Source organism: Limnochorda sp. (genome assembly GCF_047459355.1).
GTDB lineage: Bacteria > Bacillota > Limnochordia > Limnochordales > Limnochordaceae > Limnochorda.
Genome location: NZ_VSCV01000016.1, coordinates 1 through 17,111 on the forward strand (window position 1 = coordinate 1; position 17,111 = coordinate 17,111).

Consider the following 17,111-nt stretch of genomic DNA (forward strand, 5'->3'; position numbering starts at 1 on the left):
CCGCGACCGAGCTCCCAAGAGAGGCGCCGCCCCTCCCCCGCCGGAATAGAGGGTCCAAGGGGGACCACGAGCGTGGAGGCACCCACTGGCCGATGAGCACCCGCGACGTGACCTTGGCCCTCCTGGCCGTCGCCGTGTGGGGGGCCAACTTCACCGTCATCCGGTTGGGGCTGGACGACGTGCCGCCGCTCCTTCTGGCCGCCCTCCGGTACCTGGTGGCCGCCTTCCCCGCGGTGCTGGTGGTCCCCCCGCCGGCCCTGCCGCCCGGCGTCTGGGTCACCTTCGGCCTGACCAACGGCTTCGGCCAGTTCGCCTGCCTCTTTACCGCGATCCACCTGGGCCTGCCCGCGGGCCTGGCCTCGGTCGTCCTCCAGGTGCAGGCCCTGTTCACCACGCTCCTGGCCGGGCTCCTGCTCCGGGAGCCCGTGGGCCGGCGCCAGGCTGCGGGGCTCGCCCTGGCCGCGAGCGGCTTGGGGCTGGTGGCAACCCAGCCCGGCGCCGGCAGCGGGCCCATCCCCCCGCTGGCGTGGGCCCTGGCGGGGGGCGCCGCCCTCTGCTGGGCCGTCTCCAACATCCTCATCCGCCGGGCGACGGGCCCGGCCGCAGCCGCGGGCGAGGCGATGGTCCGCCTGGTGGTCTGGTCCAGCCTGGTGCCGCCGTTGCCCTTGCTGGCCCTGGCCGTCGCCTTGGGCGGCCCCGAGATCCTGGTGGAGACCCTCCACGCCTTCGACCTCCGCCTGGCTGCCGTGGTCCTCTACCTGGCCTACGGGGCGACCCTCTTCGCTTCCGGCGCGTGGAACCGTCTCCTGGCCCGCTACCCCGCCTCCCAGGTGGCGCCCCTCTCCCTCTTGGTGCCGGTGGCCGGACTGGTGACGGCCGCGCTGGTCCTGGGGGAGCGGCTCACCCCCGCCCAGGCTCTGGGATGCAGCCTCACCCTGACGGGCCTCGCCCTCTCAACGGTCGGGCGGGTGGTCCCAGCGCAAGCCCCCCGGAGGCAGGGTTCGGGGATCGCCCGACCAGTCCATATAAACGAAGGGGACCTGGCCCACCACCAGCTGCTCCACCAGCGGGACCTGGCTGACCACCGTCACCCGGGGCGCGTAGAAGGGGATGACCACCTGGACGTGGACCGTCACCTCCAGGAGGATCCGGTGGAGGGTCTGGTTGATCCCCGCGGCCTGGAAGGTGGCCCGGGGCGTCACCTCCACTGAGCCGGCGGGCACCACCCGGACGCCCACCCGGGGTCCCGCCGCGGCCAGAAAGTCCAGGCCGAGGATCTGACCCAGGGGCACGGGCAGCTGGGCGGCGGCCGCCGCCTCCAACTGGTCGTGGATGTGGAGCGCGGCCTCGGAAGCGATGCGGGTGATGGCGCCGGTGGCGTAGGTGATCCCTTGCAGGCGTCCGCTGCCGTCGTAGAGGGGTTGGCTGAGGGGCGTCCCGGCGAGGGAAGGGGCGACCCGATCCCGGACCGCGACGGCCACCGCCCGGGAGGCCAGGTTCTCGGCCACCGTCTGGGCCCAGGCCCGGATGGGCCCCTGGAGCTGGCGGTCCACCACCCAGGAGGCAACCACCATGCCCAGGACCAGCAGGGTGACGAAGAGGCTGAGGACCACCCGGGCCCGAAAGCCCGGCGCGGCTGGGGCCGGCGGCCCGCCCGCGCCATCCATCCGCGCCCACCCCCTGATGGGATGGTACGAAGGGGGCGGGCCAAACCTGACCCTATCCCTGGTAGCGGAGGCGGACGAAGCGCCGGCGGCCCACCTGGAGGACCATCCCGTCCCGGACGATCACGTTCTCGTTGGCGTCGGTGACCGTCTCGCCATCCAGCCGGACCGCGCCCTGGCGGATGAGCCGCCGGGCCTCGCTGTTGGAGGACGCGAGCCCCGCCTGGACCACCAGAGCCACAGGCCAGATCTCCCCGCCGGGCGCGTCCTGGGCCGCCACGTGGACCTCGGGCATCTCATCGGGGAGCTCCCGCCGGCTGAAGACCTGCTCGAAGTGGGCCTCGGCCGCCCGGGCCGCCTCCTCCCCGTGGAGGCGCTTCACCACCTCCCGGGCCAGGCGCATCTTGGCCTCCTTGGGGTGGAGGCTCCCCTCTTCGACCGCCGCCTGCCAGGCCCGGACCTGGTCCATGGGAACCTCGGTGAGGAGCTCCAGGTACGGCCAGATGAGGGGGTCCGGGATGGACATCAGCTTCCCGTACTGGTCCTCGGGGGTGCCGTCCCAGGGGATGGTGTTCCCCAGGCTCTTGCTCATCTTCTCCCGGCCGTCGGTGCCCAGCAGGAGGGGGTTGCAGACCCCCACCTGGGGCGCCATCCCCTTGGCCCGCTGGAGATCCCGGCCCACCGCGATGTTGAACTTCTGGTCAATGCCGCCCAGCTCCACATCGGCCCGGACCATCACCGAGTCGTACCCCTGCATCAAGGGGTAGACCATCTCGTGGAGGCTGATGGGGAGCTGGCCCTTGTACCGCTTCTGGAAGTCCTCCCGTTCCAGCATGCGGGCCAGGGTCATCTGGGACAAGAGCCAGAGGACGTCCCGGAAGGACATGGAGCCGAACCACTGGCCGTTCCAACGGACCTCGGTCCGCTCCGGGTCGAGGATCTGGAACAGGAGCCGGGTGTAATCCCGGGCGTTCTCCAGCACCTCTTCGTGGGAGAGCGGAGGCCGGGCCTCGTTCCGGCCCGTGGGGTCGCCCACGGTGGCGGTGTAGTCGCCGATGATCAAGACGGCCTGGTGGCCCAAATCTTGAAAGAGCTTCAGTTTCAAAACGGGGATCAAGTGGCCCAGGTGGAGATCCCTGGCGGTGGGGTCGATCCCCAGCTTCACCCGGAGCGGGCGGCCCGTCCGGTGGCTCTCCTTCAGCTTCTCCAAGAGCTCCTCTTCGGGAAAGATCTCCTCGGTGCCCCGCCGGATGGCTTCCAGCGCCTCTTCGGGGCTGATCCGTCTCACGTCCACTGCCTCCGCCTCCCTGGCCCCGATTATAGCCCTGGGCTCCCTGAGGGAGCAAGGAACGGAAAGGCCGAGGAAAAAGGGTTCCATCCGTTTCGGGGCTTGGAAAGGGTGTGGTATAATACGGGCAACGTCACAGCGCGGAGGGAAGGAGCTTGCCCCAGCCATCCGAGCGCCGTCCCCGACGGCCTCTCATCGTTCTCCTCACCACCTTCGCGCTCTGCCTGTTGATCGGGCTGGGCGGCGGCGGCTTCACCGCGTACCTGGCCAGCGCCCCCAGCCTTGATGAGATCACCTTCGATCCCCAAACGGTCACCTACTTTTACGACCGCTACGGTGACGAAATCGCCGTCCGCTACCGGCAGCGCCGGATCCCGGTCACCATCGACCAGGTGCCCCAGAGCCTCCTGGACGCGGTGATCGCCATCGAAGACCAGCAGTTTTACAACCACCACGGCATCAACATCGCCGCCATCCTCCGGGCGGCCATCGTCGATCTGCGGGCAGGGGCCAAGCTTCAGGGCGGCAGCACCATCACCCAGCAGCTGGCCAAGAACGCCTTCCTCACCCACGAGAAGACCTTCACCCGTAAACTGCGGGAGGTTCTCTGGGCCATCCAGATCGAGCGGAAGTACTCTAAGGAAGAGATCCTGGAGGCGTACCTGAATGAGATCTACTGGGGGCCGGGGATCTACGGCGTGCAAGCGGCCAGCCGCTACTACTTCGGAAAGGACGTCTCCCAGCTCACCCTGCCCGAGTCGGCCCTCCTGGCGGCCATCATCCGGAACCCGGGGCTCTACTCGCCCTACACCCGGCCTGAGTCGGCGCTGGCCCGGCGGAACCTGGTCCTCGAGGTGATGGCCGAGGAGGGCTACATCACCGAGCAGGAGGCGGAGGCGGCCAAGGCGGAGCCCCTGCAGGTGATCCCCGCCTCGGCGCGCCCCGCGCCCTCCGAGGGGCGGGAGTCGGACCGGTGGTTCATCCAGTACGTGATGCGGGAGCTGGTGGAGAAGTACGGCTTCACCTACGAGGAGATCTACCAGGGCGGGCTCAAGGTGTACACCACCCTCGACCCGGCCTGGCAGCAGGCGGCCGAGCAGGCCATGACCTACCTGGACAGCCTCTCCAACCAGCGGAACGAGCAGGGCCTGCGGATGCCCCAGGCGGCCCTGGTCGCCCTGGACCCGGCCACGGGGGCCATCCGGGCCATGATCGGCGGCCGGGATGACGACGAGTTCAACCGGGCGGTTCAGGCCTACCGCCAGCCCGGCTCGGCCAACAAAGTCTTCGTCTACGCCAGCGCCATCGACTCCCGGCGGTTCACCCCCGCCACCGTCCTGGTGGACGAGCCGGTGGAGTACCCCTACCAGTTCGTCGAGGGGACGAGCGCCTTCGAAGCCGAGGGCGAGGAGGAGGTCCCCGTCTGGCGCCCCCGGAACAACGACGGGACCTTCCGGGGACCCGTCACCCTCCGGGACGGCCTGGTGGACTCGGTCAACATCATCGCCATCAAGCTAATGGAGCAGGTGGGCATCGCCCCCGTCATCCGCATGGCGGAGCGGATGGGGATTACCTCCATCACCCCTCAGGACCGGCACCTGGGCTTCGCCATCGGTGGCATGACCCGGGGCGTCACCCCCTTGGAGATGGCCGAGGCCTACGCGGTGCTGGCCAACCAGGGGATCCGGACGGAGCCCTACGCGGTTGAGCGGGTGACGGACGCCTCCGGGCTGGTCCTCTGGGAGACCACGCCCCAGCGGGAGATCGTCCTGGACGCGGCCACCGCCTATCTGGTGACGGATATGCTGCGGGATGCGGTGGAGCGGGGCACAGGGCGGAACGCGGCCATCCCTGGGCGGGACGTGGCGGGCAAGACAGGGACCAGCAACGACTTCACCGACGCCTGGTTCATCGGCTACACGCCCGAGTTGGTGGCCGCGGTCTGGATCGGCAACGACGCCGCCGCCCAGCCCATGGTCTACGAGACGGCCGACGGCGGCACCATCCGCATCGGCTCGGCCGGGGCCGCCCACCTGTGGGGCCGCTTCGCCCGGAACGCGCTGGCCAACGTGCCCGCCTCCACCTTCGCCCGGCCCCCAGGTCTGGTGGACGGGATCCCCATCGACATCCGGACGGGCGGCTTGGTGAGCGACGGCTGCGCCGGCATCCCCCGGGATGAGATCCGCTCCGAGCTCTTCATCGCCGGCACCCAGCCCACCGACCCCTCGCCCCGGTGCCAGCCGGCGTCGCCCTTCCACTTCCTGTGGGACTGGTTCAACCGAGTTCTACCACGGTGACTCCGTCGCCGCCCTCGTCGGGAGGGGCCAGGTGGTGCTCCCGGACGTGGGGCACCTCGTCCAGCCGGCGCCGGATCTCCTCCCGGAGCGCCCCCGTCCCCTTGCCGTGGATGAGGCGCACCCGGGTGAGGCCCGCCAGGAGGCAGTCGTCCAGGTACTTCTCCACCCGGCTCCACGCCTCGTCCACCCGCAGCCCCCGCAGGTCCAGCTCCGTCTTGATGGTCTGGGCCTTGGCCTGGCCCAGGCTCCCCCGCCGCCCAGCCCGCACCGGTTCCTTCACCGCGGGCCGTTCGGGCGCGCCGGGCAGGACCCGGAGCCGCTCCACCCCCACCCGGACCCGGAGCCGCCCCACCTGCACCTCGGCCTCCCCGCCCCCCTCGGGCAGGCTGAGGAGCACCCCTTCCTGCCCCAACCCAGCCACCCGGACCCGGACCCCCGGCGCCAAGGGGGGCGTCTCGCCGGCGGGCTCCGGCGGGGGCGCGGCTTGGGCCGGCGCCTCAGCGCCTTGGACCGCCTCCAGCGTCGCGAGGAGCCGGTCTCGGGCCTGGCGGGCCTCCTCCGCCGCCGCCTCGTCCCGCAGGCGGCGGAGCTCGCCCAGGGTCTGGTCCGCGGTCCGGCGGGCCTCCCGCAAGAGCCGCTCCGCCTCCTGGCGGGCTTCGGCCAGGAGGCGCTCCCGCTCCTCCTCCAGCTCCAGGAGCAGCCGCTCGTACTGGGCCCGCAAGGCTTCCGCCTGGCGGCGGGCGGCGGCCGTCCGGCTCTCGTGCTCCTGGGCCGCCCGGCGGCTGGTCTCCATCTGGATGATCAGCTCGTCAGCCCGGTGGGCGTGGGCGGGCCGGCGCTGGCGGGCCCGCTCGATCACCTCCGGCGGCGTGCCCAAACGGGCCGCGATCTCCAGCGCGTTGGAGCGGCCGGGCAGCCCGATCTGAAGGCGGTAGGTGGGCTGGAGGGTCTCCGCGTCGAACTCGACGCTGGCGTTCTCCACACCCTCGGTCAGGTAGGCGTACCCTTTGAGCTGGCTGTAGTGGGTGGTGGCCACCACCCGGGCCCCCCGCTGGCGGAGGTGCTCGAGGATGGCTTCGGCCAGGGCTGCCCCCTCGTCGGGGTCGGTGCCTGCCCCCACCTCATCGAGGAGAACCAGATCCTCGGGCCCCGCCTCTTCCAGCATGGGGATGACCCGGCGCATGTGGGAGGAGAAGGTGGAGAGGTTCTGCTCAATGGACTGCTCGTCGCCGATGTCGGCATAGATGGCCCGGAAGACGGGCAGCTCCGCCTGGCGGGCGGGCACCTGCAGGCCGCTCTGGCACATGAGGGCCAAGAGGCCCACGGTCTTCAGGGCCACCGTCTTCCCGCCCGTGTTGGGCCCGGTGATGACCAGGACGTGAAAGGCATCGCCCAGCCAAAGATCGATGGGGACCACCGGGGGCGCGAGCAGGGGGTGGCGGGCCCCGCCGAGCCGGAGGCGCCCCTCCCCGTTGAGGACGGGCTCCACAGCGTTCATCTCGAAACCCAGCCGGGCCCGGGCGAAGATCAGGTCGAGCTGGGCCAGACTCTCCACCGCAGGGGCCAAGGCGGCCCCATCCTCGGCAATGCGGCGGCTCAGACTGGTCAGGATCCGGCGGATCTCCTCGGCCTCCGCCGCCTCCAGCCGCCGGAGGCGGTTGTTCAGCTCCACCACCGCGAGGGGCTCGATGAAGAGGGTGTTGCCGCTGGCCGACTGATCGTGCACCACCCCGGGGACGTCGGCCCGCCGCTCGGCCCGGACGGGGACCACATACCGCCCGTTCCGGACGGTGACCAGGCTCTCCTGGAGCACATCCTGCATCCGGTGGTCGTGGACCAGCCGCTCCAGGTGCTGGCGGATCCGGGCCTGAACCTCCCGCTGGCGCTGGCGGAGGCGGGCCAGCTCGTCGCTGGCCGAGTCGAGCACGTCGCCGTTCTCATCGACGCAGCGGTCGATGGCCCGCTCCAGCTCCGGCCGCCGGATGAGCCGCTCGGCCAGGGGCGCCAGAGGCTCCGGTGGTCCCGCCTCCTCCAGGAAGGCCCGCATCTGGGCGGAGGCGCCCAAGGTGGCCCGCACCCGGACAATCTCCTCAGGGAAGAGGACCGCCCCCCGGCTCGCCCGATCGACCAGGGGACGCACATCGGAAAGCCCGCCCAGAGGCGGCCGGAGTCCCTGGGCCAAGAGCTCGGTGGCCGCCCGGGTCTCCGCCTGGAGGCGGGCCACCCCCTCCCGATCGAAGAGGGGCTGGAGGGCCAGGCAGAGGGCCCGCCCCGGCTCAGACTGGGCCAGGGCGGCCAGCCGCTCCCGGATCCGGTCAAACTCCAAGATGCGCATGCTCTCCTGGCTGATCTGATCGCGCTCCATCGCTCGACCCCTCCTGCCCCGTCACCCGGCCCGGGCCGCGCGTCGCTCGGCACCCCAAGGCCGTTCCCGGCGCGGCCCAAGCCGCCCCTCAGCGGCCCAAAGCCTGGGCCACCCCGGCCGCGATCCCCCGGGCGATGCGGGCCTGGTACGCGGGATCGCTCAGCCGGTACGCCTCCTGAGGGTTGCTGACAAAACCCGTCTCCACGAGAATCGCCGGCCCCGGCGTGTTCCGCAGGACGTAGAAGCCGTTCTTGCGGACGCCCCGATCTTTGGCTCCCGTTGCGGCCACCAAGTTGGCCTGGACCTTTTGGGCCAGCGCCCGGGAGGCGGCGTCGTAGTAGTAGGTGGTCACCCCCTCCTGATCGGGGTCTTGGTTCCAATCGTTGTGGATGGAGATGAAGGCGTCGGCCTTGGCCGCCACCGCGGTGGCCACCCGGGCTTTCAGCTGGCCCAGCGGGTCGTTCTGGTAGGGCCCGCCGTCGGCCGGGTTCCGGTCGGTCGTCCGGGTCATGACCACCTCGGCGCCCAGGGCCTGGAGCTCCCGCCGCAGGGCCAGCCCAATGTTCAAGACGTTCTCCTTCTCGGGGGCGGGGCCCACCCCTTCCGCGCCCACATCCCCCCGGGCCGGATCGGTCCCCCCGTGGCCCGGATCGACGACGATCACCCGCCCGGCCAGGCTCCCCTGCCCGCGCCCCACCGGCTGGGAGAGCGGCTCATCCCCCCGCGAAAAGAGCAGAAGCGCCAGCAGGATCAGTGTAGCCAGTGGACTGGCGGCCAGCCGCTCCCGCCGGCCCCGTTCCCTTTGCACGTACCGCACGGCCCGTCCTCCCTTGCAGCCCTCAGCCACGCCTCTTTCCCGATTAGACGGGCCGTACCCCCATCCTTCCGGTACTTTCCGGCCCCCGAGCCACTTCCCGGGCGCCCAACCAGACCCCGGGCAAAGGCCACCCTGGCCGGGCCGGGGGCTTACCTCCGACGGGCCCGGTCCCGCCGGCTCCGGATCCACGCCAGGAGCCGTTCGGGCGGCCAGGCGTTGATCACCTGGTCGGCGGTCAAGCCTGCCCGGCGGGCCACCCCCACGCCGTACTCGGCGAAGGCCAGGTGGTCGGGGTGGTGCGCGTCGGTGTTGATGGCCAAGGGAACGCCCGCCCGGGCGGCCAGGCGGGCCCAGCGGCTGTCCAGGTCCAATCGTTCGGGCGAAGCGTTGATCTCCAGAGCGACCCCCCGCTCCGCGGCCAGCTCCACCAAAGCCTCGACGGGGACGGCCATGGCCTCCCGGCGCCCTAGGAGGCGCCCGGTGGGGTGGCCGATACAGTCCACCCAGGGGGAAGCGAGGGCCTTCCGGTACCGCTCCAGGAGGGTCTCCGGGTCCTGACTCATGTGGCTGTGGATGGAGGCGACGACGAAGTCAAGCTGGGCCAGGAGCTCATCGGGATAGTCCAGCTGGCCGTCGGCCAGGATGTCCACCTCCGTCCCCACCAGGACCTGGAAGCCATCCAGCTCCTGGTTCAGCCGCCGGATCCGCTCCACCTGGGCCAGCAACCGGTCGGGCTCCAGCCCCCCGGCCACCCGCACCGCCGGGGAGTGGTCGCAGATGGCCACGTAGGCGTACCCCCGAGCCCGGGCCGCCTCCACCATGGCCTCCAGGGAGGCCCGGCCGTCGGACCAGTCGGTGTGGATGTGGAGATCCCCCCGCAGGTCCTCCAGGGTGACGAGTCGGGGCAGGGCGCCCTGCTCGGCCAGCTCCAGCTCCTCCTGGCCTTCCCGCAGCTCCGGCGGGATCCAGGCCAGGCCCAGACGCTGGTAGAGCGCCTCTTCGGAGGCGACGGACTCGGGCGGGCCATCGCCTTGGGCGATGCCGTACTCGCTGATGGAGAGGCCCAAGCGGCGGGCCCGCTCCCGCAGGAGGAGGTGGTGCTCCTTGGAGCCGGTGAAGTGGTGGAGGGCGCTGGCGAAGTGGATCGGCGCCACCACCCGCAGGTCCACCTTCAAACCCGTGGGCAGGACCAAGGGCACCCGGGCCGTGCCGCCGCCCACCTCCTGGGCCAGCCCCCGCTCCCGCAGCGCGGCCACCAAGCCTTCGGCATCGCCGCTGGCCACCACCAGATCCGCGTCCTTCACCTCTTCCTTCCAGCGGCGGAGGCTGCCGGCGATGGCCACCCGCTCCACCTGGGGGAGGGCCTCCAGCTGGGCGGCAAGCCAGCGAGCCTGGGGCAAAACCTCCCCGATACCCCGACGGCCCTCCTGCCGCCGCAGGGCTTCAATCCCCGCCAGGATCCGCTCCTCCGCCCGGGGCCCGAAGCCCCGCAGGCCTCGGAGCCGCCCCTCCCGGGCGGCCGCCTCCAACGCCTCCAGGCTGGCCACCCCCGCCTCTCGGAAGAGGCGGTCGGCCAGCTTGGGGCCCACCCCCGGCACCCGCAAGAGCTCCCGCACCTCCGCGGGGTACTCAGACAAGAGGGCCTGGTGGTCGGCCACCTGGCCCGTGGCCACGAACTCCCGGGCCTTGGCCGCCAGGGCCTTGCCGAAGCCGGGCACCCGATCGATCTCGCCGGAACGGACCACCTCGCCCAGCTCCTCGGGCAGCTGCTCCAGCTGCTCGGCCGCCCGGCGGTAGGCCCGGATCTTGTAGACGCTCTCGCCCTTCACCTCCAGGAGGTCGGCCATCTCCCGGAAGATGGCGGCGAGCTGCAAGTTCTGCACCCGTCTCCCTCCTTCCGGCCACCGTTAGAGGACGGGCGAGCCCGAGAGGAACCGGTAGAGGACGGGCAGGAAGCGGAAGGTGAGCCCCGCCAGGTCCGAACCGCCCAGCAGGCCCGCCACCTCCGCTCCCGGCCAGGTGAGCAGGAGGGCGACGATGGCCGCGAAGAGAAGCCACCCTTCCACCAGACCGAGGAGTCCCCCGCCGGCCACGTCGACCACCATGGTGCCCGTGGTGGTGGGCTTCCCCCAGAGCCGGGAGGCCAGGGCAGCCACCAGGGCCACACCGACCAGGAGCAGGACCAGGAAAGCGGCCGCCTCCCAAACCCAGAGGGGAATGGTGCTCCCCATCATCCGGGCGAGCCCGCGGCCCAGGGGGATCCGCAGCTTGAAGGCGGCCACCACCGCCAGCAGGATGCCCCCCAGGCCCCGGAGCTCCCGGGCCAGCCCCCGGATCATCCCCCGGAGCACGGCCAGGGCCAGAATGGCCAGACCCACCCCGTCCATGGGGTTCATGCGCTGCTCCCTCCTGACCGGACGCGGATCCCCAGGGCCCCCAAGGCGCCCAGGATCGCCTCCACCTGAGCGTTCACCTCCGCGTCGGTCAAGGTCCGGCCGGCTCGGAAGCTGAGCCGGTAGGCCAGGCTCACCTGGTCCGGCCCCACCTGCTCACCCACGTACCGGTCGAAGAGCTCCAGGCTCTCCAGGAAGGGCCCCGCCGCCTCCCGGATGGCCGCCTCGACCCGGCCGGCGGGAACCGCCTTGGGGACCAGCAGGGCCAGGTCCCGCTGGACGCTGGGGAAGGCCGAGGGCACCCGAGCATGGGGCGAACGCTGCAGACCGGCCACCAAGGGCGCGAGGCTCACCTCCGCCACCAAGACCGGCCGCCGCCACCGGTCGGCCAGGTCGAAGGCCGCCTGAACCCGGGGATGGAGCGCGCCGAAGCGTCCGATGGCCGCCCCCTCCACCACCCACCGGGCCGACTGGCCCGGGTGGTAGGGGAAGCCCCCGTCGGGCTCCAGGGTGAGGGGCAGGCCCGCCAGATCGGCGACCAACTCCATGAGGCCCTTCAGATCGAAGAAGTGGAGATCCCGCCGGCCCTGCCAGGAGCGCACCGGATGGCGGCCCGTGAGGACCAGGCCCAGCCGCTCCTCCTCAGGCTGGTTCCGGGAGAAGACCCGGCCCAGCTCGAAGAGGGCAACGGAGGCTTCCTCGCTGTACTGGAACCGGTTCAGGTTCAGCCGGGCCACCGGCAGGAGGCTGGCCAGCAAGGTGGTCCGCATCACCGACTGCTCCCGGGAGAGGGGGTTCTCCAGGTGGAGCCAGGCCTCCTCGGGCTCCCCCAGGTGCCTCAGGTCCTGGGGGTCGACGAAGCTGTAGGTGATGGCCTCGCTGAGACCCGCCCCCACCAGCAGGTCCCGGAGCCGGTCCCGCGCGTGGAAGACGGGCCCCAGGCCGCCCACCTGCCGGCTGGCGGGGAGGGTGGGCTCGATCCGATCGTAGCCGTAGACCCGGGCCACCTCCTCCACCAGGTCGGCCTCTCGCTCGATGTCGGTCCGGCCGACGGGGGCCAGGGCCCGCAGGCCCTCGGCCGTCGCCTCCACCCGGAAGTCCAGAGCCCGCAGGGCCTGGGCCATGGTCTCGGTGGAGAGCTGGGTCCCCAGGAGGTGGTTGGCCCGCTCCGTGGCGAGGGAGACCCAGACCTTGGGCCGGGGCTCGGGGTAGACGTCGATCCGGCCCTTGGCCACCGTTCCCCCGGCCAGCTCGGCCAGGAGGGCAGCCGCCCGGTCCAGGGCGAGAGGCACCAGCTCCGGGTCGAGCCCCTTCTCGAAGCGCAGGGAGGACTCGGAGCGGAGGCCCAGCTGGCGGGAGGTGCGCCGGATGGACGGGCCGTGGAAGGTGGCCGCCTCCAAGATTACATCCCGGGTGCCGGCGTGGACCTCCGCCTCCTCCCCGCCCATGACGCCCGCGACCACCAAAGGCTTGCTGGGGCTGGCGATGAGGAGCATCTCCGGCGTCAGGGCCCGCTGCACCCCGTCCAAGGTGACCAGCCTCTCCCCGGGCCGGGCCCGCCGGATGACCAGGGTCGCCTTGCCCGAGGCACCCTCCCGGACCCGGTCAGCGTCGAAGGCGTGGAGGGGCTGGCCCATCTCCAGCATGACGTAGTTGGTCACGTCCACCACGTTGTTGATGGGCCGCATGCCCGCCTGGAGGAGCCGCTCCTGCATCCAGCGGGGCGAGGGGCCGATGGTCACCCCCTCCACCCAACGGGCGGCGTACCGCAGGCAGAGGTCGGGCGCCTCCACGGAGACGGCCACCCGCTCCTCCACCGGCACCTCCCCTTCGGGGCAGCCCGCGGGCGGGAGACGGAGGGACTTTCCGCTGGCCGCGCTCCACTCCCGGGCCAGCCCCAGGATGCTCAGGTAGTCGGGCCGGTTGGCGTAGGTCTCAAACTCCAAGACCTGCCCCGCCAGGGGAACCACCTCAGCCAAAGGCCGGCCCACCGGGGCCTCCTCCGGCAGGATCCAGAGGCCGTCCCCGTCAGGCCCGGCGCCCAGCTCCGCCTGGGAGCAGAGCATCCCCTCGGAGCGGACGCCCCGGACGGTCCGGGTCTCGATGAGAAAGGCCTCCTCCTGGCCCTCGGGCCCGGGGAGCCGGGTGCCCGGGGCCGCGTAGGGCACCCGGGTGCCGGCTCGGGTGTTGGGCGCGCCGCTGACCACCTGGCGGACGCCCTCCCCCGTCTCCACCTGGCAGACCCACAGGCGATCGGCATCGGGATGGGGCTGGACCTCCCGGATGAGGGCGACGGTCACCGCCTCCAGAACGCCTGCCGGCGGCCGGTGGATGGCCTCCACCGTGGGGCCGAGCGCCGTCATCCGCCGGGCCACCACCTCCAGGGGCTCGTCCACATCCACGTAGGCGGCCAGCCACTCCAATGGGACCTTCATGCTCCGACCTCCTCCTGCAGGGTTGGGCTTCCGGGCTGGGGCGGCTCCACCAGATAGGCAGGGAAGGACGCCAGGAAGCGCTGGTCGTTCTCGAAGAAGAGGCGGATGTCGGAGACCGCGTACTTCAACATGGCGACCCGCTCCACCCCCATGCCGAAGGCGAAGCCGCTCACCTCCTGGGGATCGTACCCCACCATCTCCAAGACCCGGGGGTGGACCATCCCGCACCCCAGGATCTCGATCCAGCCCTCGCCGCCGCAGAGCCGGCAGCCCGCACCGTCGCAGACCCAGCAGGCTACATCCATCTCGGCGCTGGGCTCGGTGAAGGGGAAGTAGCTGGGTCGGAAGCGGACCTTCCGGTCCTGGCCGAAGATGGCCCGGACAAAGGCGATCAGGGTCCCTTTCAGGTCGCCCAGGGTGACGCGCCGGTCGACCAGGAGCCCCTCCACCTGGTGGAACATGGGCGAGTGGGTGGCGTCCGCATCCCGCCGGTAGACCCGGCCCGGGACCACCACCCGCACCGGGGGCCGGCAGGCCTCCATGGTGTGAATCTGGCCCGGGGAGGTGTGGGTCCGGAGCAAGAGCTCCCCCTGGAGGTAGAAGGTGTCCTGCATGTCCCGGGCGGGGTGGTCCGGTGGGATGTTGAGGGCTTCGAAGTTGTAGTAGTCCGTCTCCACCTCAGGCCCTTCCACCGCCTCGTACCCCAGGCCGGTAAAGAAACGGAGAATCTCATCCATGGCCAGGCTGACCGGGTGCCGGTGGCCCAAGGCGGGCCGCCAGCCGGGCAGGGTGACGTCCAGCCGCTCGGCTGCTAGCCGCCGCTCTTCCTCCGCTTGGGCCAGCTCCCTTCTCCGGGCCTCGAGGGCCTCCTCCACCCGCCGCTTGGCCTCGTTCACCTGCGCCCCCCGCCGGGGCCGCTCCTCGGGGGGCAGCTCCCCCATCTGGCGCAAGAGCTGGGTCAGCTTCCCCTTCCGGCCCAGGTAGGCGACCCGCACCTGCTCCAACTCGGGCAGGCTCTGGGCCCGGGCCACCTGCTCGAGGGCCTCCTCCTGGACTGACCCGACTTCCAGGTCCACGGCACTCCCTCCTCGCTCCACCTCGGCATCATAGAAAAAGGCCACCCTCCGTCCAAGGACGGAAGATGGCTTCCGCGGTACCACCCTGGTTAGCCGCATGCACGCGGCTCCCTCGTACGGGGCCGGCCCCACCTTCCGGGCCTGGCCCCTACCCGCGTAACGGGCGGGCTTCCGGGACCGCCTACCCAACCCGGGCTCCCCGACCCCGGGCCTTCAGCGGCCGGCTCAGGAGTGAACTTCATCCGGTGTTCCCCAGGGGGCTCTCAGTCGACGGCCCACCCTCCCTGGCGAGGAGCCGCTCCGGACTACTCTCTCCTTCATCGCCTGCCAGCACGGTCAGTTGACCATCGCCCTGGATTGCCGGTACAGCAGATAGGCGACGATGGACCCGGTCCGTTCGAAGAGCCTCCAAAAGAAATCGGCCGCGAGCACCCGGCATCCACCCTTCCTCACCCGCTGTGGACGGCCCCATTATAGCATGGGCCGCGAAGGGCGAGCAAGGAAGGCGGCGGGCCGCTCCTCGGGCTTACCGGGGCCCTGAGGGGGGCAAGAAGCCCCGCTGGCGGCACCGCTCGTACAGGAGCATGGCGCCGGCCATGGCGACGTTGAGGGAGTCGACCCCGCCCACCATGGGGATGGTGAGGGCTTGGGCCCGGGCCCGGATGGCTGCCGACGCCCCTCGGGCCTCACTGCCCAAGACCAGGGCGGTGGGCCCCCGCAGGTCTACCCGGTGGGGCGGCTCTCCGCCCGCGGCCTCGGCCACCCAGAGTTGAACCCCCCGGCGGGCAAGGTCCTCGGCCAGATCCCCGGGATCCCCGTGCCAGGTGTGACGGAGCCGGAAGAGCGCGCCGGCGGAGGCCCGGATCGCCTTCCCCTGGTAGGGGTCCGCCGTTCCCGGCAGGAAGATGGCGCCGTCGGCCCCGGCCGCCCAGGCGGCCCGGAGCAGGGTCCCCACATTCCCCGGCTCCTGGACCCCGTCCAAGATGAGGAGGAAGGGCTCCGGGACCTCCAGGACCTCATCCAGGCTCCAGAAGCGCCGCCGGACCACCGCCACCAACCCCTGGGGCGTGGCCGTTTCGGCCAGGCTCCGGAGGACCGGCTCCGTCACCGGGTGGAGGGGGACGCCCGCCCGGCGGAGGGCCTCCCTCAGGCCTCCGTCCATGACCGCCTCCACGTAGAAGCACCGCTCGATGGACGCGCCCTGGCGGAGGGCCTCCTCCACCAGGCGCCGGCCCTCAATGAGGCAGGCCCGGGCTTTCCGCCGGCCGTGGGGCGTCTGCAGGGCCCGGGCCGCCCGGACCACGGGATTGTGGGGGCTGGTCAGCAGGGGTCCCTCCGTGGGCGTGGCCGTTCCCACCTTTCCTTCATCCAGACAAAAAGAAACCCCGGGCCAGAACGGTCCGGAGCTCTCTTTCCCCTCAGCGTGGCGGAAGGGTTAGGCCTGGGCCCGGGCGGCCTTGGCCGTCTCCACCAGCTGGCTGAAGGTCGCCGCGTCGTTCACTGCCAAGTCGGCCAGGATCTTCCGGTCCACTTCAACGCCCGCCTTCCGCAGGCCGTCCATAAACTGGCTGTAGGTGAGGCCGTTCATCCGGGCGGCGGCGTTGATCCGAGCGATCCAGAGACGCCGGAAATCCCGCTTCCGGGTCCGCCGGTCGCGGTAGGCGTACTGGAGGGACTTCATCACCTGCTCTTTGGCCACGCGGTAGAGCGTGCTCTTCCGCCCCCAGTACCCCTTGGCCTGCTTCAGGATCCGCTTCCGGCGACGACGTGTCGTCGGCCCTCCCTTGACCCGTGCCATCCTCGTTCCCCTTCCTGCGGTCCATGCCGGCGCGTTGAAGGCCGTCCTTCATCCGAAGGCTGGCCCTCCCGCGCCTTGCCTCAAAAGGTGCCTCAGTGGTAGGGCAAAAGCTTCTTCACCCGTTGCGCGTCGCGGCCTTCGACCATGCCGGGCGTGCGCAGGGCCCGCTTCCGATCCATGGGCTTGTGGCCCAACAGGTGACTCCGGAACGCCTTCTTATGCCGCACCTTTCCCTTGGCGGTGATGCGGAACCGCTTGGCGGCGCCCCGATGGGTCTTCATCTTGACTTTGGCCATGGTGAACCTCCTCGCCCGGCCGCTCCTCCGATGGCTGCAGCTACTGCTGCACCGTCACGCTGGATTGGGCGCTCGCGCCGGACTTGGCGCTGGACTTCTGGGCAGGGGCGGTGCTGGGCTTGGGGGCCAGAATCATGATCATCTGCCGCCCTTCCAGGCGGGGCTGCAGCTCCACCTGGCCGTGCTCGCTCAACTGTTCCGCCAGCTGGTCGAGCATCTTCTTGACCAGGTCCGAATGGACAATCTCCCGACCCCGGAAACGCACACTCACCTTCACCTTGTCGCCTGCCTGGAGAAAGCGCTGGGCGTTGCGGCTCTTGACAGCAAAATCATGCTCCTCGATCTTCGGGCTCATCCGGACCTCTTTGATGGTCACCGTCTTCTGCCGCTTGCGGTTCTCCCGCTCGCGCTTTTGCTGCTCATACCGGTAGCGCCCGAAGTCCATGATCCGGCAGACGGGCGGCTTCGCGTTGGGAGCCACCTCGACCAGGTCCAAGTTCTGCTCCTCCGCCAGCCGCAGCGCCTCGCGAAGGCTCATGATGCCCAACTGGGCTCCGTCCGGTCCGACGAGACGCACCTCACGGGCGCGAATCTGCCGGTTCACGCGCAACTCCCTGCTGCTGATAGACCGTCACCACCCCTGAACAATCTCAACGCCCTCCCGGCGAGCCGCACAGTGGCG

At 71.2% G+C, this 17,111-nt stretch carries 14 protein-coding genes and 1 pseudogene; 2 read left to right on the plus strand and 13 right to left on the minus strand.

Going from position 1 to position 17,111, the window contains the following annotated elements:
- Positions 1–92: 92 nt before the first annotated feature.
- A pseudogene (locus FWJ67_RS06975) lies at positions 93–899 on the plus strand (EamA family transporter); the annotation flags it as partial.
- Positions 900–953: 54 nt separating this feature from the next.
- Here the strand turns inward: FWJ67_RS06975 and yunB are convergent.
- Both yunB and tyrS read right to left on the minus strand, forming a co-directional pair.
- Entirely contained in the window at positions 954–1,667 is a 714-nt protein-coding gene (yunB, locus tag FWJ67_RS06980) for a sporulation protein YunB (protein WP_304171662.1), read from the minus strand.
- A gap of 52 nt (positions 1,668–1,719) precedes the next feature.
- Positions 1,720–2,952 carry a tyrosine--tRNA ligase gene (tyrS, locus tag FWJ67_RS06985; protein ID WP_304171660.1) on the minus strand — a complete coding sequence of 411 codons (1,233 nt, stop codon included), beginning with the start codon at positions 2,950–2,952 and terminating at the stop codon, positions 1,720–1,722.
- 155 nt (positions 2,953–3,107) lie between these two features.
- Between tyrS and FWJ67_RS06990 the strand changes: the two genes are divergently transcribed.
- Positions 3,108–5,249: a transglycosylase domain-containing protein gene (locus FWJ67_RS06990; protein ID WP_304171658.1), complete on the plus strand. Its 2,142-nt coding sequence runs from the start codon at positions 3,108–3,110 to the stop codon at positions 5,247–5,249.
- Here the strand turns inward: FWJ67_RS06990 and FWJ67_RS06995 are convergent.
- The 11 genes from FWJ67_RS06995 to infC form a co-directional block, all read right to left on the minus strand.
- Positions 5,227–7,614 carry an endonuclease MutS2 gene (locus tag FWJ67_RS06995; RefSeq protein WP_414482657.1) on the minus strand — a complete coding sequence of 796 codons (2,388 nt, stop codon included), beginning with the start codon at positions 7,612–7,614 and terminating at the stop codon, positions 5,227–5,229. The genes FWJ67_RS06990 and FWJ67_RS06995 overlap by 23 nt on opposite strands.
- An 88-nt stretch (positions 7,615–7,702) precedes the next feature.
- Positions 7,703–8,431 (minus strand): N-acetylmuramoyl-L-alanine amidase family protein, encoded by a 729-nt coding sequence (locus FWJ67_RS07000; protein WP_304171653.1) that lies wholly within the window; start codon positions 8,429–8,431, stop codon positions 7,703–7,705.
- Between the two features lie 149 nt (positions 8,432–8,580).
- A complete protein-coding gene (gene polX, locus FWJ67_RS07005; RefSeq protein ID WP_414482658.1) occupies positions 8,581–10,314 on the minus strand; it encodes a DNA polymerase/3'-5' exonuclease PolX in 1,734 nt (577 codons plus the stop codon).
- A gap of 24 nt (positions 10,315–10,338) precedes the next feature.
- Positions 10,339–10,827 (minus strand): CvpA family protein, encoded by a 489-nt coding sequence (locus tag FWJ67_RS07010; RefSeq protein ID WP_414481994.1) that lies wholly within the window; start codon positions 10,825–10,827, stop codon positions 10,339–10,341.
- Positions 10,824–13,259 (minus strand): phenylalanine--tRNA ligase subunit beta, encoded by a 2,436-nt coding sequence (gene pheT, locus FWJ67_RS07015; protein WP_304171647.1) that lies wholly within the window; start codon positions 13,257–13,259, stop codon positions 10,824–10,826. Before pheT ends, FWJ67_RS07010 begins: the two co-directional genes overlap by 4 nt.
- Positions 13,256–14,335, minus strand: coding sequence for a phenylalanine--tRNA ligase subunit alpha (gene pheS, locus FWJ67_RS07020; RefSeq protein ID WP_369686537.1), 1,080 nt, complete (start codon positions 14,333–14,335; stop codon positions 13,256–13,258). Before pheS ends, pheT begins: the two co-directional genes overlap by 4 nt.
- Before the next feature lie 336 nt (positions 14,336–14,671).
- Positions 14,672–14,788 (minus strand): YqzL family protein, encoded by a 117-nt coding sequence (locus tag FWJ67_RS07025; RefSeq protein WP_414482659.1) that lies wholly within the window; start codon positions 14,786–14,788, stop codon positions 14,672–14,674.
- A gap of 73 nt (positions 14,789–14,861) precedes the next feature.
- A complete protein-coding gene (locus tag FWJ67_RS07030) occupies positions 14,862–15,692 on the minus strand; it encodes a TrmH family RNA methyltransferase (protein ID WP_414481993.1) in 831 nt (276 codons plus the stop codon).
- 78 nt (positions 15,693–15,770) lie between these two features.
- Entirely contained in the window at positions 15,771–16,133 is a 363-nt protein-coding gene (gene rplT, locus FWJ67_RS07035) for a 50S ribosomal protein L20 (RefSeq protein WP_304171643.1), read from the minus strand.
- Between the two features lie 92 nt (positions 16,134–16,225).
- Positions 16,226–16,429: a 50S ribosomal protein L35 gene (rpmI, locus tag FWJ67_RS07040; protein ID WP_304171641.1), complete on the minus strand. Its 204-nt coding sequence runs from the start codon at positions 16,427–16,429 to the stop codon at positions 16,226–16,228.
- Positions 16,430–16,469: 40 nt separating this feature from the next.
- Positions 16,470–17,054, minus strand: a complete 585-nt coding sequence (gene infC / locus FWJ67_RS07045; protein WP_369686538.1) for a translation initiation factor IF-3 — start codon at positions 17,052–17,054, stop codon at positions 16,470–16,472.
- Positions 17,055–17,111 lie beyond the last annotated feature (57 nt).